21 protein-coding genes are annotated in these 19,691 nt (G+C 64.8%); 13 read left to right on the forward strand and 8 right to left on the reverse strand.

Translation table 11 applies throughout. The features are described from left to right. Positions 1-124: 124 nt before the first annotated feature. Positions 125-781: a cytochrome c family protein gene (locus VFG17_RS05735; protein ID WP_325028504.1), complete on the forward strand. Its 657-nt coding sequence runs from the start codon at positions 125-127 to the stop codon at positions 779-781. Next, the gene (locus VFG17_RS05740) at positions 781-1,212 is read left to right on the forward strand and encodes a cytochrome c family protein (RefSeq protein ID WP_325028505.1); all 432 of its coding nucleotides are present in this window, start codon (positions 781-783) and stop codon (positions 1,210-1,212) included. Before VFG17_RS05735 ends, VFG17_RS05740 begins: the two co-directional genes overlap by 1 nt. 152 nt (positions 1,213-1,364) lie before the next feature. Here VFG17_RS05740 and VFG17_RS05745 read toward each other — a convergent pair whose 3' ends face one another. Further along, positions 1,365-2,237: an LOG family protein gene (locus tag VFG17_RS05745; RefSeq protein WP_325028506.1), complete on the reverse strand. Its 873-nt coding sequence runs from the start codon at positions 2,235-2,237 to the stop codon at positions 1,365-1,367. Positions 2,238-2,285: 48 nt separating this feature from the next. After that, positions 2,286-2,987 carry an extensin family protein gene (locus tag VFG17_RS05750; RefSeq protein ID WP_325028507.1) on the reverse strand — a complete coding sequence of 234 codons (702 nt, stop codon included), beginning with the start codon at positions 2,985-2,987 and terminating at the stop codon, positions 2,286-2,288. 172 nt (positions 2,988-3,159) lie between these two features. Here VFG17_RS05750 and VFG17_RS05755 point away from each other — a divergent pair, with 172 nt between their 5' ends. The 3 genes from VFG17_RS05755 to VFG17_RS05765 all read left to right on the forward strand — a co-directional run bounded on the left by VFG17_RS05755 (position 3,160) and on the right by VFG17_RS05765 (position 7,274). Continuing rightward, a complete protein-coding gene (locus VFG17_RS05755) occupies positions 3,160-4,287 on the forward strand; it encodes a phosphoserine transaminase (protein ID WP_325028508.1) in 1,128 nt (375 codons plus the stop codon). 120 nt (positions 4,288-4,407) lie between these two features. Continuing rightward, positions 4,408-5,994 carry a phosphoglycerate dehydrogenase gene (gene serA, locus VFG17_RS05760; protein WP_325028509.1) on the forward strand — a complete coding sequence of 529 codons (1,587 nt, stop codon included), beginning with the start codon at positions 4,408-4,410 and terminating at the stop codon, positions 5,992-5,994. 167 nt (positions 5,995-6,161) lie between these two features. Further along, positions 6,162-7,274 carry an ATP phosphoribosyltransferase regulatory subunit gene (locus VFG17_RS05765; protein WP_325028510.1) on the forward strand — a complete coding sequence of 371 codons (1,113 nt, stop codon included), beginning with the start codon at positions 6,162-6,164 and terminating at the stop codon, positions 7,272-7,274. Positions 7,275-7,383: 109 nt separating this feature from the next. Here VFG17_RS05765 and VFG17_RS05770 read toward each other — a convergent pair whose 3' ends face one another. Continuing rightward, positions 7,384-7,761, reverse strand: a complete 378-nt coding sequence (locus VFG17_RS05770) for a DOPA 4,5-dioxygenase family protein (RefSeq protein ID WP_325028511.1) — start codon at positions 7,759-7,761, stop codon at positions 7,384-7,386. 133 nt (positions 7,762-7,894) lie between these two features. Here VFG17_RS05770 and VFG17_RS05775 point away from each other — a divergent pair, with 133 nt between their 5' ends. The 3 genes from VFG17_RS05775 to VFG17_RS05785 are packed head-to-tail and all read left to right on the forward strand — an operon-like array spanning position 7,895 to position 10,329. Then, the gene (locus VFG17_RS05775) at positions 7,895-9,184 is read left to right on the forward strand and encodes an adenylosuccinate synthase (protein ID WP_325028512.1); all 1,290 of its coding nucleotides are present in this window, start codon (positions 7,895-7,897) and stop codon (positions 9,182-9,184) included. A gap of 45 nt (positions 9,185-9,229) precedes the next feature. Next, on the forward strand, positions 9,230-9,730 hold the full coding sequence (locus VFG17_RS05780) for a L,D-transpeptidase family protein (RefSeq protein ID WP_325028513.1): 501 nt from the start codon (positions 9,230-9,232) through the stop codon (positions 9,728-9,730). Between the two features lie 8 nt (positions 9,731-9,738). Continuing rightward, entirely contained in the window at positions 9,739-10,329 is a 591-nt protein-coding gene (locus tag VFG17_RS05785) for an NADPH-dependent FMN reductase (protein ID WP_325028514.1), read from the forward strand. Here VFG17_RS05785 and VFG17_RS05790 read toward each other — a convergent pair. The 3 genes from VFG17_RS05790 to VFG17_RS05800 form a co-directional block, all read right to left on the reverse strand. Next, positions 10,326-11,639 (reverse strand): MFS transporter, encoded by a 1,314-nt coding sequence (locus VFG17_RS05790; protein WP_325028515.1) that lies wholly within the window; start codon positions 11,637-11,639, stop codon positions 10,326-10,328. The genes VFG17_RS05785 and VFG17_RS05790 overlap by 4 nt on opposite strands. A gap of 131 nt (positions 11,640-11,770) precedes the next feature. After that, positions 11,771-12,253 (reverse strand): DUF2721 domain-containing protein, encoded by a 483-nt coding sequence (locus VFG17_RS05795; RefSeq protein ID WP_325028516.1) that lies wholly within the window; start codon positions 12,251-12,253, stop codon positions 11,771-11,773. Further along, the gene (locus VFG17_RS05800; protein WP_325028517.1) at positions 12,253-13,467 is read right to left on the reverse strand and encodes an LL-diaminopimelate aminotransferase; all 1,215 of its coding nucleotides are present in this window, start codon (positions 13,465-13,467) and stop codon (positions 12,253-12,255) included. Before VFG17_RS05800 ends, VFG17_RS05795 begins: the two co-directional genes overlap by 1 nt. 116 nt (positions 13,468-13,583) lie before the next feature. Here VFG17_RS05800 and VFG17_RS05805 point away from each other — a divergent pair, with 116 nt between their 5' ends. From VFG17_RS05805 to clpS, 3 genes are all read left to right on the forward strand, one after another. Further along, on the forward strand, positions 13,584-15,356 hold the full coding sequence (locus tag VFG17_RS05805; protein ID WP_325028518.1) for a class I poly(R)-hydroxyalkanoic acid synthase: 1,773 nt from the start codon (positions 13,584-13,586) through the stop codon (positions 15,354-15,356). Between the two features lie 123 nt (positions 15,357-15,479). Continuing rightward, positions 15,480-16,220, forward strand: coding sequence for a phasin family protein (locus VFG17_RS05810; protein WP_325028519.1), 741 nt, complete (start codon positions 15,480-15,482; stop codon positions 16,218-16,220). A gap of 228 nt (positions 16,221-16,448) precedes the next feature. Then, entirely contained in the window at positions 16,449-16,775 is a 327-nt protein-coding gene (gene clpS, locus VFG17_RS05815; RefSeq protein WP_235211521.1) for an ATP-dependent Clp protease adapter ClpS, read from the forward strand. Here the strand turns inward: clpS and VFG17_RS05820 are convergent, their stop codons facing one another. After that, positions 16,776-17,267: a helix-turn-helix domain-containing protein gene (locus tag VFG17_RS05820; protein WP_325028520.1), complete on the reverse strand. Its 492-nt coding sequence runs from the start codon at positions 17,265-17,267 to the stop codon at positions 16,776-16,778. A gap of 77 nt (positions 17,268-17,344) precedes the next feature. Here VFG17_RS05820 and VFG17_RS05825 point away from each other — a divergent pair, with 77 nt between their 5' ends. Both VFG17_RS05825 and VFG17_RS05830 read left to right on the forward strand, forming a co-directional pair. After that, positions 17,345-18,076: an SDR family oxidoreductase gene (locus VFG17_RS05825; protein WP_325028521.1), complete on the forward strand. Its 732-nt coding sequence runs from the start codon at positions 17,345-17,347 to the stop codon at positions 18,074-18,076. Then, the gene (locus VFG17_RS05830) at positions 18,070-18,672 is read left to right on the forward strand and encodes a 2-hydroxychromene-2-carboxylate isomerase (RefSeq protein WP_325028522.1); all 603 of its coding nucleotides are present in this window, start codon (positions 18,070-18,072) and stop codon (positions 18,670-18,672) included. Before VFG17_RS05825 ends, VFG17_RS05830 begins: the two co-directional genes overlap by 7 nt. Here the strand turns inward: VFG17_RS05830 and VFG17_RS05835 are convergent. After that, entirely contained in the window at positions 18,669-19,586 is a 918-nt protein-coding gene (locus tag VFG17_RS05835) for a DMT family transporter (RefSeq protein ID WP_325028523.1), read from the reverse strand. The two genes, VFG17_RS05830 and VFG17_RS05835, sit on opposite strands and share 4 nt — an antisense overlap. Between the last annotated feature and the right edge of the window lie 105 nt (positions 19,587-19,691).

A 19,691-nucleotide genomic window follows, 5' to 3' on the forward strand; every position in this document is an offset into this window, starting at 1 on the left:
CCTTGGGCCTTCGGCTCTGCGGGCGATTTCATCCCCTTGCGCCGCCGTCGTCGCCCCTTTAAGGGAGCCTCCAAATCAAAGATGCGTCCGGCAAGCGGGCGCCAGCTAACGGGGCTGCTAGAGCATGGACGATCGCAACAATACTATTGCCGGCTGGGTGCTGTTCGCCGGCATTTGCGCGCTGGGCCTGACGATCGGGTCGCAGATGCTGTTCGCCAGCCACGCCCCCGAAAAGCCCGGTTATCCGATCGAAGATGCCGAAGCCGGTGCCGGTGGCGGCGAATCGGCGGTGCCGCTTCCCAACCTGCTCGCCGCCGCCGACCCGGCCAAGGGCGAAGCGGTGTTCGCGAAATGCGCCGCGTGTCACACGATCAATCAGGGCGGCGCCAACGGCATCGGCCCGAATCTGTGGGGTGCGCTCGGCAAGCCGCACGGCCATGTTCCGGGCTTCGATTATTCGGCGGCGCTGAAGGGCGTTGCGGGCAACTGGGACTTCGCGGGCATGGACGAATGGGTGAAGAGCCCGCGCAAATACGCCCCTGGCACCAAGATGTCGTTCGCGGGCCTCAGCAGCCCCGAGGACCGCGCGAACCTGATCGTCTATCTCAACAGCCAGGGTTCGAACCTGCCGCTGCCCGCCGCCGAAGCCGCTCCCGCGGCCGAAGAAGCGGGTGCCGCACCGGCCGAAGGCGAAGCTGCCGCCGCGGCTGCCCCGGCGGCCGAGGGCGAAGCCGCTCCGGCTGCTGACGCCGCGCCCGCTCCGGCCGAAGCCAAGAAATAATGCGGCTCGCGCCCGTGCTGCTGGCGGGCGCACTGGCGCTCGCCGGCTGCGGCAAGAGCGATCACCCCGCCGACGACGCGCCCGCGAGCGGCGAAGCGGCGGTCGAGGCCCCTGCCGTCGCGCCGACGGCGGCGATGGGCGAACAGGTCTTCCGGCGCTGCGTCGCCTGCCACACCGTCGAAAAGGGCGGATCCAACGGCATCGGCCCCAATCTGCACGGCATCGTCGGCGCCGCGGTCGCGTCGAAGCCGGACTTCTCCTATTCGGGCGCCATGAAGGCGAAAGGCGGCGTCTGGGACGAAGCCGCGCTCGACGCCTATCTGAAAGCCCCGATGAAGGATGTCCCCGGAACGCGCATGGCCTTTGCCGGGGTGATCGACCCTGCGGATCGCAAGGCGCTGATCCTCTATCTGGAAGAACAGTCGAAATAGCTCATTGATCCTCCCTGTCGCGAAGCGATGGGGAGGTGGCAGCCCGTAGGGCTGACGGAGAGGCCCATGACGCACCGTCGCCGCCCCTCCACCACCGCCTGCGGCGGCGGTCCCCCTCCCCATTGCTTCGCGACAGGGAGGATTGCAGTCGATCAATGTTCCTCGATGTTCGCGTAGAAATCCGTGATGATCGTCCACGCCTCATCCGCGGTCTCGACAAAGCGGAAAAGATCGAGGTCGCGCGCGCTGACCACGCCCTCTTCGACCAGCGCCTCGAAATTGACCACGCGCTGCCAGAATTCCTTGCCGAACAGGACGATCGGAATTGGCTTGATCTTGCCCGTCTGGATCAGCGTCAACAGTTCGAACATCTCGTCGAACGTGCCGAAGCCGCCGGGGAATACACAGACCGCGCGCGCGCGGAGCAGGAAGTGCATCTTGCGCAGCGCGAAATAGTGGAACTGAAAGCTCAGCGACGGTGTGACGAAGCGGTTCGGCGCCTGTTCGTGCGGGAGCACGATGTTGAGTCCGATCGATTCGCGGCCCTCGTCGTCGGCGCCGCGGTTCGCGGCCTCCATGATCGACGGCCCCCCGCCCGAGCAGACGACGAAATGGCGGCAGCCCTTTTCATCGCATGGATATTGGCTGGCGAGCCGCGCGAGCGCGCGCGCCTCGTCATAATATTTGGCTTTTTCCTTCAGCCGCCGCGCGATGTTGCGCTGCGCATCGTCGGTCGCCGCGGCCTCGAGGCCGTCGGCCTGCGACGGTTCGGGAATGCGCGCCGAACCATAGATGACCAGCGTCGATTCGATCCCCGCTTCGTCGAGCAGCAATTCGGGCTTGAGCAGTTCGAGCTGGAAGCGAACCGGGCGCAAATCCTCGCGCAACAGGAAATCCTTGTCCTGGAATGCGAGCTTGTAGGCGGGGTGCGCCGTCTGCGGGGTGGTGGTCGCCTGCTTGGCGAACTGCGCGTCGTCCTTGGCTTTGTGAAAACGCGAACGATGGGGTTGTTTATCTTCTGCCATTGGCGGACGGCTAGCCGGTCCGCGTGACTTTGCCAAGACGGACGGGCTTTAGCGGCAGTAGCCGTTGCCGCTCATGTCGAAGTGGAAATGATTATAATGGGCGGCATTATAATCGGGGCCGAGCACGGTGCCGAAGCGGCGGCAGCCCGATTTGTGCAGCGCGCGCAGGAAATCCCGCGACGGCTGGTCGCCGTCCCAGCCGCCGTCGAGCATGATGCGGCGCCCGTCGGCAAGCACGAAGCCCGACACGTCGATCGCGTTCGAATAGGCGTGCTGCGACAGCCGGCCCGAACGGCCGCCATAGATGTTGCGGCAGCTGTAGGTGCCATAGGTTTCGATCTTCACGACCTCGGTCCCGAAATATTTTCGCGCCGCGGGCTTCACCGCATATTGCGCCCAGGCGGCGAAATTCTTCGCGAGCGGACAGGTCATCGCGCCGAGCCCCGACACCGGCACGCCGACGTCGAGCAGTTTCACCGAATCGATCGAGGTGCAGCCGCCGCCATGATCCTGGTTCGGCAGCGGCGTGAAGCGCACCCCGGCCTGTTTGAGGTCGAACGCGCATTGCTGCGCCGCGGCGCTGGTGAAAGAGGGAGTGCCTATCGCTTGCGGGCGGCTCGGCTTGCTAGCCGACGTCCGTTTTCCGCCACCGTTCTTCATCGCTTCGGGCGCACCGAAACAGGCCGATAGTGCGAGCGCCGCGCTGGCGGCGATCAGGATCCGGGGCTTCAGGAACGTCGGGATCGGCATGGCCGTCAAAATACCGACGAAATGGTTAACAAGCTGTATACTATTTTCTCCACTCGTCGAAAATTTCGCGCGGTCCGTGCAATTTGTTTGACAGCCCGCGCGTCCGCCCTAAACGCGGCGCCGGGCCACGCGGTCCCAACGCCGCGCGAGCTCTCTGCAAGGAGAGACTATTATGAGTGAAGTGACGACGCCAAAGGTGCGCCCGACGCGCCCCTATTTTTCTTCCGGACCCTGCGCCAAGCCGCCGGTCTGGTCTCCCGAAAAACTGAACACCGAATCGCTCGGCCGCTCGCATCGCGCGAAGATCGGCAAGACGCGCCTCCAATATTGCATCGACCTGATGCGCGAGATGCTGCAGCTGCCCGACACGCACCGCATCGGCATCGTGCCGGGCTCCGACACCGGCGCCTTCGAAATGGCGATGTGGACGATGCTCGGCGCCCGCCCCGTGACGACGCTCGCCTGGGAAAGCTTCGGCGAGGGCTGGGTCACCGATGCCGCGAAGCAGCTCAAGCTCGATCCGACAATCATCCGCGCCGACTACGGCGAGCTTCCCGATTTGACGCAGGTCGACTGGTCGAACGACGTCCTCTTCACCTGGAACGGCACCACTTCGGGCGTGCGCGTTCCCGATGGCGACTGGATCGCCGACGACCGCGCCGGCCTCAGCTTCGCCGACGCGACCTCGGCGGTGTTCGCTTACGACCTGCCGTGGGACAAGATCGACGTCGCGACCTTCAGCTGGCAGAAAGTGCTCGGCGGCGAAGGCGGTCACGGCGTGCTGATCCTCGGCCCGCGCGCGGTCGAACGGCTCGAAACCCACACCCCTGCCTGGCCGCTGCCCAAGGTGTTCCGCCTGATGTCGAAGGGCGCGCTGTCCGAAGGCGTGTTCAAGGGCGAGACGATCAACACCCCGTCGATGCTCGCGGTCGAAGATGCGATCTTCGCGCTCGAATGGGCGAAGTCCCTGGGCGGTCTCGATGGCCTGAAGGCACGCAGCGACGCCAATGCCGCGGCGCTCGACACGATCGTCGCGGAGCGCGACTGGCTCTCCCACCTCGCCGCCGACCCCGCCAGCCGCTCGAAGACGTCGGTCTGCCTGTCGGTCGCGGGCGCCGATGCGGATTTCATCAAGAAGTTCGCGGGTCTGCTCGAAAAGGAAGGCGCGGCCTATGACATCGCGGGCTATCGCGATGCGCCTCCGGGCCTGCGCATCTGGTGCGGCGCGACCGTCGACACCGCCGACATCGAAGCGCTAGGCCCGTGGCTCGACTGGGCCTACGCAAGCCTTTCGGCCTGACGCTCCCTTTTTTCCGTTTGCCCTGAGCTTGTCGAAGGGCCGCCCTTTTCTTCCGACGTCCAAGAGAAATACTGTCCTTCGACAAGCTCAGGACGAACGGAGCTTTTGAAAGCTATCGAAATGACCCAACCCAAAGTCCTCATCAGCGACAAGATGGACCCCAAAGCCGAAGCGATCTTCAAGGAACGCGGCATCCAGGTCGACGTGATCACCGGCAAGACCAAGGACGAGCTGATCGCGATGATCGGCGACTATGACGGCCTTGCGATCCGTTCGGCCACGAAAGTCACCGCCGATGTTCTCGCCGCCGCGACGAACCTGAAGGTCGTCGGCCGCGCCGGCATCGGCGTCGACAATGTCGACATTCCGGAGGCGTCGAAGAAGGGCGTCATCGTGATGAACACCCCCTTCGGCAACAGCATCACCACCGCCGAACATGCAATCGCGATGATGTTCGCGCTCGCGCGCCAGATTCCCGAAGCCAACACGGGGACCCAGGCGGGCAAATGGCCCAAGAATGACTTCATGGGCGTCGAGCTGACCTCGAAGACGCTCGGCCTGATCGGCTGCGGCAACATCGGCAGCATCGTTGCCGAGCGCGCGCTCGGCCTGCGCATGAAGGTCGTCGCCTTCGACCCCTTCCTTACCCCCGAACGCGCCATCGAACTCGGCGTCGAAAAGGCCGATCTCGACACCTTGCTCGCCAAGGCCGACTTCATCACGTTGCACACGCCGCTGACCGACCAGACGCGGAACATCCTGTCGAAGGAAAATCTGGCGAAGGCCAAGAAAGGCGTGCGCATCATCAACTGCGCGCGCGGCGGGCTGATCGACGAAGCGGCGCTGAAGGAAGCGCTCGAATCGGGCCATGTCGCGGGCGCCGCGCTCGACGTGTTTCAGACCGAGCCGCCGGCGGCCGACCATCCGCTGTTCAGCGCGCCGAACTTCATCTGCACCCCGCATCTCGGCGCGTCGACCGACGAGGCGCAGGTCAATGTCGCGATTCAGGTCGCCGAGCAAATTTCGGACTATCTGCTCACCGGCGGCATCACCAACGCGCTCAACGTGCCCAGCCTGTCGGCCGAGGAAGCGCCGAAGCTGCGCCCCTATATGAGCCTTGCAGAAAAGCTCGGTAGCCTCGTCGGCCAGCTCGCGCACGACAATCTCACGCACATTTCGATCGAGGTCGAGGGCGCCGCCGCCGAGCTCAATATGAAGCCGATCACCGCCGCGGTGCTCACCGGCCTGATGCGCCGCTATTCGGATAGCGTGAACATGGTCAACGCCCCGCATCTCGCGCGCGAGCGCGGGCTCGACATCCGCGAGGTGCGCCACGACCGCGAAGGCGATTACCACACGCTCGTCCGCGTCACCGTCGCGACCGAAGCGGGCGACCGTTCGGTCGCGGGCACGCTGTTCGGCAACAACGAACCGCGCCTCGTCGAGATGTTCGGTATCAAGGTCGAAGCCGACCTCGACGGTCATATGCTCTACATCGTCAACGAGGACGCGCCGGGCTTCATCGGCCGCATCGGCACCGCGCTCGGCGAAGCGGGGCTCAACATCGGCACCTTCCACCTCGGCCGCCGCGCCGCGGGCGGCGAAGCGGTGCTGCTCTTGAGCCTCGACTCGCCGATGCCCGAGCCGCTGCTGTGGCAGCTCTGCCAGCTTCCCGGCGTGAAGACGGTGAAGGGTTTGAAGTTCTAATGGTTAAGTCCCCTCCCGCTTGCGGGAGGGGCAGCGAGACTTGCGAGCTTGCTCGCTAGTCACAGCGGGGTGGGTCCGGCAAAGTCGCTATCCACCCCTAACCCCTCCCGCAAGCGGGAGGGGGACTATATTGAACTCCCCTCGCCACCCGCCTAAGGCCGCATTCGATGACCAAGGCCCCTGCCCTGCTGCCCGAAGGGCTGCGCGATCGCCTCCCCCGACAGGCGGAGGCCGCGTCGCGCGTCACCCGCGCGCTCGTCGATGCGATGCGCGCGCATGGCTATGGCCGCGTCTCGCCGCCGCTCGCCGAATTTCGCGAGACGCTCGGCGGCGATGACGAACGCGCGACGCGCGACCTGCTGCGCTTCACCGACCCGGTCTCGCAGCGCACGCTGGCACTCCGCCCCGACATCACGCGGCAAGTCGGCCGCATCGCAACTTCGCTGCTCGCGAAAGCGCCGCGCCCCTTGCGCCTCTGCTACGCCGGCCAAGTCGTCAAACTCCGCGCCAGCCAGCTCCGTCCCGCGCGCGAGATGCTGCAGGTCGGCGCCGAGCTGATCGGCAGCGACAGCGTTGCCGCCGCACGCGAGATCGTGACGGTCGCGATCGACGCGCTCGAAGCCGCCGGCATCGGTCCCGTCACGATCGACTTCACCCTGCCCGATGTCGTCGACCTGCTCGCTAGCGGGCCGCTTCCCGTCGAAGCCGATATCCAGCAATTGCGCGACGAACTCGACGCCAAGGACGCCGGTGCGCTGACCCGCCTCGGCGCCCAAGCCTATCTGCCGCTGCTCCGCGCGACGGGTCCGTTCGATCAGGCGATTGCCGATCTCCGCGCCTTCGACACCACCGGCGTCCTCACCGCGCGCATCGACGCGCTCGAAGCGATCGCCGCGCCGATCCGCGACCGCGTCACGCTGACGCTCGACCCGACCGAACGTCATGGCTTCGCCTATCAAAGCTGGTTCGGTTTCCAGATCTTCGTGCCGGGGCAAGGCGATGCGGTGGGTCGCGGCGGCGGTTATTCTATCCCCGTTGGCGAGCAGGAAGAATCGGCCGTCGGCTTTTCGCTCTACCCCGACCCGCTGATCGACGCGGGCCTCGGCGCCGAGGACGACGCCGACCGCCGCATCTTCCTGCCGCTCGGCCACGACCCCGCGCTCGCCGCGAGCCTGCGCGCCGACGACTGGCAGACGGTGGCCGCGCTGTCCGAGGGCGACGAGGCACGCGCGCTCGGCTGCGGCTTCATCCTCGGGCCCGACGGTCCGGTCGAAGCCTAAATCCTCTTGTCGTCAAAAACCGTGCCCCTGCGAAGGCAGGGGCCTATCTCCGGTCGATTCCATCTCGAGCCGGCAGGAGATGGGTCCCTGCCTTCGCAGGGACACAAGCTTAAAAATCCGACACGCCGAAGCGCGGAATGCCCTGGTTGACCCCGGGCGGATCGAGCACGGTCACGTCGAGTTCGACGGGTTCGCCGATCCAGTGCGCCAGCGTCGTATGATCGGCGAGATCGTCGTCAGTCAGCGGGTGGACGAGCGCGCGCAGCCCCGTCGCCTCGATCGTCGCGACAATCGCAGGAACTGCCGCGCCCAGAAAATGCACCTCATATTGCGCGATCGGATGCGGCCCCGCCGCGCCGTCGGTCATGTCGCCGACGAACAGGATCGCCGAGTCGCGGCCAAAATCATCGCGCAATTGTGTCGCCGCGGAACGCTCGGCGTCGTCGAAATAGATATGGGCGTGATAGGGGGCGTCGGGTTCGATCATCGAGGGCATCCTTCTTTTCGTCTCGCTACCCTCTCGAAAAGACGGGCGCAACCATGCCACTGCCCTTGCCTCTGCGGCCAAATCCGCTAAGGCCGCGCCGGGCCGGAAGGGCCTCGCTCAGCAGGACAGCATCATGGCAAATGTTACCGTCATCGGGTCGCAATGGGGCGACGAGGGCAAGGGCAAGATCGTCGACTGGCTCGCCAGCCGCGCCGACGCCGTCGTCCGCTTCCAGGGCGGTCACAATGCCGGCCATACGCTCGTCGTCGGCGAGCAAGTGTACAAGCTGTCGCTGCTTCCCTCGGGTATCGTCACCGGCACGCTGTCGATCATCGGCAACGGCGTCGTGCTCGACCCCTGGGCGCTGCGCGACGAGATCGCCAAGCTGCGCGGTCAGGGGGTTGCCATCAATCCCGAGAATTTCGCGATCGCCGACAATTGCGCGCTGATCCTGCCCTTTCACCGCGACCTTGACGCGCTGCGCGAAACCGCGGCGGGCGCGGGCAAGATCGGCACCACCGGCCGCGGCATCGGCCCCGCCTATGAGGACAAGGTCGGCCGCCGCGCGATCCGCGTCTGCGACCTCGCGCATCTCGACAAGCTCGAACCGCAGCTCGACCGTCTGACCGCGCACCACGACGCGCTGCGCGCCGGCTTCGGCGAGCCGCCGATCGACCGCGAACGCCTGGTCGCCGACCTGCGCGAAATGGCGGATTATGTGCTCGAATATGCCCAGCCCGTCTGGAAGCGCCTGAAAAAGGTCCGCAAGGCCGGCGCGCGCATCCTGTTCGAAGGCGCGCAGGGCGTGCTGCTCGACATCGATCACGGCACCTATCCCTTCGTCACCAGCTCGAACACGGTCAGCGGCACCGCCGCCTCGGGTTCGGGTCTAGGCCCCTCGGCGGTCGGCTTCGTGCTCGGCATCGCCAAGGCTTATACGACGCGCGTCGGCAGCGGCCCCTTCCCGACCGAACTCGAGGATGACACCGGCCAGCGGCTCGGCGAGCGCGGGCATGAGTTCGGCACCGTCACCGGGCGCAAGCGCCGCTGCGGGTGGTTCGATGCGGTACTCGTGCGGCAGAGCTGCGCCGTCTCGGGCGTCACCGGCATCGCGCTTACCAAGCTCGACGTGCTCGATGGCTTCGACACGATCCGCATCTGCACGGGCTATCGGCTGCGTGGCAAAATCCTCGACTATTTCCCCGCACACGCCGCCGATCAGGCCGAGGTCGAGCCGATCTATGAGGAAATGGACGGCTGGCATGAATCGACCGCGGGCGCGCGTAGCTATGCCGACCTGCCCGCGCAGGCGATCAAATATATCCAGCGCGTGCAGGAACTGATCGAAACCCCGATCGCGCTGGTGTCGACGAGCCCCGAACGCGAAGACACGATCCTGATCCGCGATCCGTTCAGCGACTGACGAGGGAGCGCTTGCACGCGGACGAGGGAGCCATAAGGTGACGGGATGCGGACCGTCCTGAAAGCTTTGCCGTTATTTGCCCTCGCCGCATGCGGAACGGCCCAGCCACCGCCGCTGCAACCCGGAACCCAAGCGGACCGGATTGTCGTCGTCAAAAGCCAGCGCTGGCTGACCGCCTACGCGGGCGAGCAGGAACTCGTCACCTATTTCCACATCGGGTTCGACGGCGAATCGACGAGCGCCAAGCGATTCGAGGGTGACGGGCGAACACCGGAGGGCACCTATATGCTCAAGCGCAAGGCCCGCGAACTCGGCCCCCCGCGCTCGTTCCGTATCTCCTACCCCTCCCCCGCCGACCGCGCCCACGCCAAGGCGAGGGGCCGTTCTGCCGGCGGCGACATCCTGCTTCGCAGTTCAGCCGACTTCTCGCGCGGCAGCGGGCTTACCACTCGCCCGGGCGACGGCAGCATCATACTCAAGGAGTGGGAAATGCAACAATTGTTGACGCTCGTTCCCGACGGCACCCCGATCATCATCCGACCTTAGGAGCTGCTATGCCGCGCCATATCCTCGTCTTCTACGGCAGCTATCGCCGCGACCGGCAGGGCATCAAGCTCGCGCGCTGGCTCGTTGACGCCATCGATGCGCGCGGCGACAGCGCCGAACTGATCGACGCGAAGGCCGTCGGCCTGCCAATGCTCGACCGGATGTACAAGGAATATCCCAAAGGCGCGGCGCCGGCGGCGATGGAGGAACTCGCGGGAAAGATCCGCGCGGCGGACGGATTTCTGTTCGTCACAGGCGAATATAATTGGGGGCCGCAGCCGGGGCTCAAGAATCTGACCGACCATTTTCTCGAGGAATGGTTTTGGCGCCCCGCCGCGATCGCCTGTTACTCGGCGGGACCCTGGTCGGGGGTGCGCGCGATGATGGGCTGGCGCGACACGCTCGGCGAAATGGGGATGGCGGTCACCTCGTCGATTCTGCCCGTCGGGCGGATCGGCGGCGCGTTCGACGCCGAGGGCAATCCGACGGGCGACGACGGCGCGCGGCTTCGAAAGAGCTTCCCCCGCTTCGCCGACGACCTCAACTGGTGGATCGACGCCGCGAAAACGCAGCGCGCGAAGGTCGACCCGCCCTATTAACCCGACTTGAGTTCAGAGGCGAGCCGCAGGCTGGCGCGCCAGAAGAAGAAGGCGGGGATGAGGCCGAGCCACGCCGCCCCGTAGAGAACATAGCGCACGCTTTCCTCGCCATAGGCGGGCGCGAGCGCGTCCGACAGCACGCCGAAGAGGAATGGGCCGAAACCGAGCCCGATCAGATTCTGTCCGAACAGCATGATCGACGCGGCGACCGCGCGCGCCTGCGGCCGCACCAGCCCCTGTACGCAGGCATAGGCGGGACCATAATAGGCCGAGTTGAGGATGGTCGGGACGATGAGCAGCGCCACGGCGACGCGCCAGTCGTCCATCTGGTAGCCGAGAAAGAGGATCGGGGCGCCGACGGCCATGCCATAGGCGGGCAAGGTCAGAATATGCCGCTTGTCGCGCTTGCCGAAAAGGTCGGCGCATTTGCCGCCGAGCCAGGTGCCGAATACCCCTGCCACCCCCAGCACGACCGCCATCGACAGCCCCGCTTCGGTCGTCGACAGGCCATGGCTGCGGATGAAGAAACTGATCGTCCACAGCGCCTTGCCATAGCCGAGGAATGCGGTGACGGAGGCCGCGATCAAGATGTAGATGAACGCGCGCGACGAAAAGATTTCGCGCATCGCATCGCGCGCAGGAAGCTGCGGCAGCGCAGCGGTCACCGTCGCGTCGGCGGACCGATGATGCCGCGGTTCGCGCATCACGAACAGCACCACCAGCGCGAGCAGCAGTCCCGGCGCCCCGACAAGCATCAACGCGATACGCCAGCCATAAAGATCGTTGACGATACCGCCGAGAATCAGCCCGAGCAGCGAGCCGATCGGCACGCCGAGCCCGTAAAATGCGATCGCAGACGAGCGCTTTTCGGGCGCCACACTGTCCGAAATCAGCGAATGCGCGGCAGGGGTGCACCCTGCCTCGCCCACGCCGACGCCAATCCGCGCCAGAAGCAGTTGCACGAAATTCTGCGCCAGCCCGCACACCGCGGTCATCGCCGACCAGACCGCGAGCGCGAGGGCGATCAGTCGCACCCGGTTCGTCCCCTCCCTGTCGGCATAGCGCGCGATCGGGATTCCGAGCAGTGCATAGAAAACGGCGAACGCGGGTCCGGCGAGCAGGCCGAGTTCGGTATCCGAAAGGCCGAGATCGGCCTTGATCGGTTCGGCGAGGATATTGACGATCTGCCGGTCGAGGAAGTTGAAGATATAGACGATCAGCAGGATCCACAGCATCGTCCGCGTCTGCGCGGAAACGCCATCGGCGGACGGCGAAGCGATACCCGGGGCCGGAGCGGCTTTGTCAGACATTCATCTCTCCCGCCGCCATCGGAGCAGACGGGAGGGACCGGTGTCAACGCCCTTGCGGCGCGCCAGGAATGGCCGTTCGCAATTGCCGTTACGGCGCCCGCCGTGCGATGCACGGAAAAAATTTTCGCCGGTTAGGGCCGGTCGCGCCGCCGCTTCCGATCCCTGCCCTCCAGTTCGAGCAATTCCATCGGGACGTGGATCGCGCGCACCGCGAGACGGACCTCGACGAGAAAAAGGATCAGCGAGACGAGCAGCAACAGCATCGCCGCCGCAAAGGCCCACGACGCCGCAACGCCCAGGTTGATGCCGGTAAAGGCCTGGGTGAACAGCAATGCGACGAGCAGGCAGACGACGATCCCGCACGCCACGGCCGAGAGGATCGAATTGTTGATGATCCCCATTCGCCGATCGGCGATGCGCAGTTCGGCGACGATGCGCTCATGTTCGAGACCCTCGGTCTCGGCCCAGCGCTCCATCAGATTACGCGAGCGATCGACGACGCGCGCCAGCCGCCCCGCGATGACGTTGAGCAGGCTGCCGGTCGCGACCAGCAGAAACACCGGCGTGACCGACAGCTGGATCGTCTGCGCGATGGCGCTCGCGTCGGGAGTCATTATCCCCCGGCCGCGACCGACGGCGTGTTCACGCCATGCATCTGGAGAAACTTTCGGATGTTGCGCGCCGCCTGCCGGATGCGCTGCTCATTCTCGACCATCGCGATGCGGACATAGCCCTCGCCGTCCTCGCCATAGCCGACGCCCGGCGCGACCGCGACCTTGGCGTGGATCAGAAGCTGCTTCGAAAATTCGAGGCTGCCCATTTCCTTGAGCGCGGGCGGCAGCGGCGCCCAGGCGAACATCGACGCGGGCGGGCTCGGAATGTCCCACCCGGCGCGCGCGAAGCTTTCGACCATCACGTCGCGGCGCTTTTGATAAAGCTCGCGGTTCTTGGCGACGATGTCCTGCGGACCGTTGAGCGCGGCGCACGCCGCCGCCTGGATCGGCGTGAAGGCGCCATAATCGAGATAGGACTTCACGCGCGTCATCGCCGCGATCAGCCGCTTGTTGCCCACGGCAAAGCCCATGCGCCAGCCCGCCATCGAATAGGTTTTCGACATTGAGGTGAACTCGATCGCGACGTCCTTCGCACCCGGCACCTGCAGGATCGAGGGCGTCGGATTGCCGTCGTAGTAAAGTTCCGAATAGGCAAGGTCCGACAGCACCCAGACCTTGTTCTCCTTCGCCCAGGCGACAAGCCGCTCATAGAAAGCGAGGTCGACCGCTTCGGCGGTCGGGTTCGACGGATAGTTGACGACGAGGATCGACGGGCGCGGCACGGTGAAGGCCATCGCGCGGTCGAGCGCGCGCCAGTAATTCTCGTCGGGGGTCGTCGGCACGCTGCGGATCGTCGCGCCGGCGATGATGAAACCGAAGGTGTGGATCGGATAGCTGGGGTTCGGCGCAAGCACGACGTCACCGGGGCCGGTGATCGCGGTCGCGAGGCTCGCGAGCCCTTCCTTCGACCCCATCGTCACGACGACCTCGGTTTCGGGATCGAGATCGACGTTGAAGCGGCGGCCGTAATAATTGGCCTGCGCGCGGCGGAGCCCCGGAATGCCCTTCGACTGCGAATAGCCGTGCGCGTCGGGCTTCATCGCGACTTCGCACAGCTTTTCGATCACATGCGCGGGCGGCGGCAGGTCGGGGTTGCCCATCCCCAGGTCGATGATGTCCTCTCCCGCGGCGCGGGCGGCCGCACGCATCGCATTCACTTCAGCGATGACGTAGGGCGGCAGGCGCTTGATGCGATAGAATTCATCTTCGGACATGGGAAACTAGAACAACTCCTTTGCGTTAACTGTTGAATTGACGCGCGCGGCAATCTCGCCAGCCGCATCGCGGCTTGTTATAGGCATTATATCCGCACTGACCAGCAGGAACGAGCATGAACGATACGGGTAAGGACGACACGACCGAAGCACCGAATCCCTTCATGCCATCGCCCGATGACCTGCAGCATTGGGCCAGCGTCATGGGCCGCGCGCAGCAGATGATGCTCGAATATGCGCTGGGTCAGGCGAACCAGGGTAACAGCGCCGCCGCAGGTATGTTCGACCCCGCTAGCTGGCTGCAAAATCCGACGACCCAGCTGTGGGCCGAACAATCATCGAAGCTGTGGGAACAGGGCGTCACCTTCTGGACCTCGCTCGCGACGATCCAACCCTCCTTCACGCCCGAAACCGATGCGCGACCAGACAAGCGTTTCGCCGATCCCGACTGGACCGCCAACCCGGTCTTCGCGCTGATCCGCCAGACCTATGGCCTGCTCGCCGAGCAGTTGCTCACGACCACGCGCACGATGCAGGGGCTCGACGAGCATGCGCGCGCGAAGATGGAATTCGCCGCGAAGAATATGACCGACGCGCTGTCGCCTTCGAACCTTGCGATCACCAATCCCGAAGTGATCAGACGCGCGGTCGAGACGCGCGGCGAAAGCCTGCTCAAGGGTTTGAAGAATATGCTCACGGACCTGTCGCGCGGGCAACTCTCCCACGTCGATCCCGACGCGTTCGAAGTCGGGGTGAATATCGCGACGACGCCGGGCAAGGTGGTCCACGAAACCGATCTCTATCAGCTGATCCAGTACAGCCCGACGACGAAGGAGGTTTTCACCGTCCCGCTCGTCATCTTCCCGCCTTGGATCAACCGCTTCTACATTCTCGACCTCAACCCCGCGAAAAGCTTTGTCGCCTGGGCGGTCGAACAGGGGCTCAGCGTGTTCATGGTATCGTGGAAGTCGGCCGACGCGTCGATGAGCGAGGTTGCATGGGACGACTATATCGCGGCGCAGGTCGACGCGGTCGACACGGTGCGCGATCTGCTGGACGTGCCGCACGTCCACACCATCGGCTATTGCGTCGCGGGCACCACGCTTGCCGCGACGCTCGCGATGCTCGCGGCGCGCGGCGAGGCGGACAAGGTCAAGTCGGTGACCTTCTTCACCGCGCAGGTCGATTTCGAACTGGCGGGCGACCTCAAGATGTTCGTCGACGAAAGCTATCTGACGCTCTTGCAGCAACTGTCGGCGGGCGGTTTTCTCGACGGGCGCTATATGGCCGCGACCTTCAACAGCCTGCGCGGGCGCGACCTCATCTGGAATTATGTCGTGAGCAATTATCTGCTCGGCAACGACTATCCGCCTTTCGACCTTCTCTATTGGAACGGCGACGTCACCAACCTGCCCGCGAAGTGGCACCGGCAATATCTGGTCGACCTTTATCGCGACAATCGCATGGTGATCCCGAACAGCCTGACGGTGATGGCAACGCCGATCGACCTCAAGAAAATCGAGACCCCCGCCTATATCCAGGCGGGCCGCGAGGATCATATCGCGCCGCTCGCGAGCGTGTGGCGGCTGATGGACCATCTCGCGGGACCCAAGACCTTCGTCCTTGCGGGCTCGGGACATATCGCCGGTGTGGTCAATCCGCCCGCGGCAGGCAAATATCAATATTGGACCGGTGACAATGAAGCTGCGTCGCTCGACGATTTTGTTGCGAGCGCGTCCGAGACCAAGGGCAGCTGGTGGCCGCACTGGATCGGCTGGATCGCGCAGCAGGATGATATGAAAATCGCCTCCAAGGGCGCGCGTATCCCCGGAAAAGGCAAGAAAAAGCCGATCGAGGACGCACCCGGCCGCTACGTCAAACAGCGGTAATATCTGGCGAATATATCGGCGCTCGGGCCGGCGGTGCAGCATTTTTGTGCGCTGCACAAATTTTTGCTTGAAATCGCCGATCCACTCCTATATTGTGCAGTGCAACATAAAGGAGTTGTCCCGATGGCTACCAAGATGGATAGTGCCGAAAAGGCTTTCGAAGCCGCGACGCTGGAAACCGCCGCCAAGCCGGTGGCTGCTCCTGCCGTTCCCGCCGAAGCTGCGCCCGCAGCGAAGGCCGCGGCGCCCGTGAAAACCAAGACTGTCGCGGCGAAGGCCAAGCCGGTCCAAAAGAAAGCCGCAAAGCCGGCAGCCAAGAAGGTCGCCCCCAAGAAGGCGGCTGCGAAGACCCTTGCCTCCAAGCCCGCGAAAGCTGCGCCGAAGCCGGCCGCTCTCGCCACCAAAGGATTGAAGACCATGAACGACACCGTCAAGAAGTTCGCCGACGAAGCGAAGACCCGCGCCGAAACCCTGACCGCCGACTTCAACGAGAAGGCGAAGGAAGCCATGGCCAAGTCGAGCAAGCTCGCCGAAGAAGCCGTCGAATTCAACAAGGCGAACCTCGAAGCCCTCGTCGAATCGGGCAAGATCGCTGCCAAGGGCATCGAAACGCTCGGCCAGGAAGGCGTCACCTTCGCTCGCAAGAGCTTTGAAGACACGACCGCCGCGCTGAAGGGCTATACCGCCGTCAAGACCCCGGCCGACTTCTTCAAGCTCTATGCCGAAAACAGCAAGAAGGCGTTCGACGCCGCTGTCGCGCAGACCTCGAAGACCAGCGAACTCGTCGTCAAGCTGACGAACGACAGCTTCGCGCCGATCTCGAACCGCGTTTCGGTCATTACCTCGAAGATGAAGGCCGCCTAAGCGCCCTCTCTTCCATCGTTGGCGCGGGCAACTCCCCTCCCTCTCCCCGCCTGTGCCGACACCCCAAGGCCGCTCGCTTCTTTTCAGAAGCGGGCGGTTCTTGTTTTGGCACCGCCCGCTGGCGAACAAGAGGTTAAAATCCGCGACCGCGCCCCTTGCGCTTCGGCCGCGGCTTGCGATATTCCTGCGATGATGTTTCCAGTTTCGACCATCCAGCCGGTCCGCGCCATGGCGGATAAGGACGACGGCTCGCCCGGCAGCCCCGGCGTCGGCATCGCGACGCGCACCCGCGCGAAGGCGAAGAAGCCCTCGATGTACAAGGTGCTGCTACTCAACGACGATTACACGCCGATGGAATTCGTCGTGATGGTGCTCCAGCGTTTCTTCAACATGGATATCGAACAGGCGACGCAGGTGATGCTGCACGTCCACCAGCAGGGCGTCGGCGTGTGCGGCGTGTTCAGCTACGAGGTCGCCGAAACAAAGGTGAACCAGGTGATGGACGCCGCGAGACAGAACCAGCACCCGCTGCAATGCACGCTGGAAAAGGCCTGATCAGCCAGATTTTGCGGCCTGCTCGGCTTTGAGCGCCGGCGATGGTTCGCCCTTCAGATCCCCATAGCGCAGCGGCTCGCCGCACCCCGGACAGACGGTCGATGTGCCGACGTCGGCACCGCAAGCGCGATGGGTATAGCGCATCGCCGGCCCTCCCCCGGTCTCGCCCTCTTCATAGGCCCAGCGTTCGGCCCAGTTGCGCATCGCGTAGAGGACATCGAACAGATCCCTGCCCTTCGCGGTAAGGCGATATTCGTACCGCGGCGGCCGCTCCCGATAAGCGTGGCGTTCGACCACCACTTGCTCGATCAGCAGCTTGAACCGCGCCGATACGATCTGCGGACCGAGCCCGGTGTTCGCCACAATCTCCTCGAACCGCCGCCGCCCGAAGAACAGGTCGCGCAGGATCAGGAGCACCGCACGGTCGCCGAGCAATTCGGCCGAGCGGCCGACGGGGCAAAATGTGTCCGATAGATCCGCGCGTTTGGGCAAATTCAAACCGTCCTTCGTCTTTTCCCTTGTCACTATGATTATCATAGTTACTATCGGGCGCAAGAGGAGAGTCGCTCATGCCCAATCCCGCAGCCGTCATCATCGGAGCCGGCGACGCCACCGGCGGCGCCATCGCGCGCGCCTTCGCCGCCGAAGGCCTCGCCGCGTGCGTCAACCGCCGCGAACGCAATGCCGACCAGCTCGAAGCCCTCGCGCAATCGATCCGCGACGAAGGGCATCGGGCGCGCGCTTTCCCCGCCGATGCCCGTGACGAAGAGGCGATGATCGCGCTGTTCGACCAGGTCGAAGCCGACGTCGGACCGGTCGAGGTCGCCGTGTTCAACATCGGCGCCAATGTGAATTTCCCGATCACCGAGACGACGGTGCGCGTCTATACCAAGGTCTGGGAAATGGCCTGCCTCGGCGGTTTCCTGATGGGCCGCGAGGCGGCGAAGCGCATGGCGCCGCGCGGCCGCGGCACGATCATCTTCACCGGCGCGACCGCGTCCTTACGCGGCGGGTCGGGCTTTTCGGCTTTCTCGGGAGCCAAAGCGAGCTTGCGTATGCTCGCGCAGTCGATGACGCGCGAACTCGGGCCACAGGGTATTCATGTCGCGCACACGGTCATCGACGGCGCGATCGACACCGACTTCATCAAGGGCCGCCATCCCGATTTCGAGCATGCCAAGGCGCAGGAGCTGATCCTGAACCCTGCCGCAATCGCCGCCAATTATGTGATGCTCCACAAACAGCCCAAAAGCGCATGGACGCACGAACTCGACCTTCGCCCGTGGGGAGAAAAATGGTGACCAAAACGCTCGAACTCATTTTCGACTTCGGCAGCCCCAACGCCTATCTCTCGATGAAGGCGCTCCCCGATCTGCTCGATCGAACCGGCGCCGATCTCGTCATCACTCCCTGTCTTTTGGGCGGCATCTTCAAGGCAACGGGCAACAAGGCGCCGATGATCCAATATGCCGACGCTCCCGCGAAGCTCGCATATGAGAATCTCGAAATGCGCCGCTTCATCGCGAAGCACGGCCTCGTCAGATTCCGCATCAACCCGCATTTCCCGGTCAACACGCTGATCATCATGCGCGGCGCGATCGTCGCCGAGGACGAAGGCAATCTCGACGATTATATCGACGCGGTGAACCGCGCGATGTGGGAGGAAGGCCTCAAGATGGACGACGCGCAAGTGATCGCCCCCTTTCTCTCGGCGAACGGCTTCGACGGCCCGGCGCTGCTCGCACGCGCGCAAGAGCCCGAGATCAAGGCAAGGCTGGCCGCCAATACCGAAGCCGCGGTCGCGCGCGGCGTGTTCGGCATCCCGACCTTCTTCGTCGGCGGCGAGATGTTCTTCGGCAAGGACCGGCTGGCGCAGGTCGAAGAGGCTCTCGCTTAGGCCTGCGCCGCGGGCGGCGGGCGGCCGGCGACGAGGATGCCGGCGACGATCAGCGCCAGCCCGGCGACATGGAACAGATGCAACGCCTCGCCGAGGAACAGCATCGCAAGCCCCGCGCCCATCAGCGGCATCACATTCATATATTGCCCCGTCGCCGCCGATCCGATCAGCTCGACCCCGCGATTGAAGAAGAGATAGGCGAGGAAGGACGGGAAGATCGAGACATAGGCGATCGCGAGCGCGCTCCCCGCCGCCGGAACGATCAGCCGCCCCGACCAGAGTTCGTGCGCATAGACGGGCGCGATCACCGCGATGCCGACGACCATCGATGCTGCAAGGAAACTCAGCGGATGCACCACAGGGCGACGGCGGAGCAGCACCGAATAAAGCGCCCAGAGCAGGACCGCCACGCTGATGATCGCGTCCCCGATATTGAGCTGGAGGCCCCATAGCATCGCAGGATCGCCGCGCCCGATGATCGCGAGCACGCCGGCGAGCGAGATCAGCACCCCGGCGACCTGCCGCAGACTGGTGCGATCGCCCATCACCAGCGCTCCGGCGATCAGCACGAGCGCGGGCTGGGCCGACTGGATCAGCATCGAATTGAGCGCAGTCGTACTCTGCAGCCCGGTATAGAGCAGGATGTTGAACGAGCCGATGGCGAGCGCGCCGAGCAGCGCGACGATCGGCCAGTTCGCCCGCAGCACCGGCCAGTCGCGCCGCAGATGCGGCCAAGCGAGCGGCAGCAGCAGCAAGAACGCGAAGGTCCAGCGCCAGAAGGACAAGGCGGCCGGCGGCACCAAATCGCGTGCGGCGCGCCCGACGATCGAATTGCCCGCCCAGAACAGCGCGGTTACCGTCAACAGCGGATAAGCCTTCGACCAAAGCGCCGCGAACGGGCCACCGTCTTTCATCATTCCATCCCGCTCACGCCGCGCCCTTCTTCTCATTCACGGCTTGGCGGAAAGATGCAATCGGTAGGATGGCATAGGCGGCGGTTTCGGCCGAAACCAGCCGTC

The sequence above is a fragment of the Sphingopyxis sp. genome, from assembly GCF_035686825.1.
Classification (GTDB): domain Bacteria; phylum Pseudomonadota; class Alphaproteobacteria; order Sphingomonadales; family Sphingomonadaceae; genus Sphingopyxis.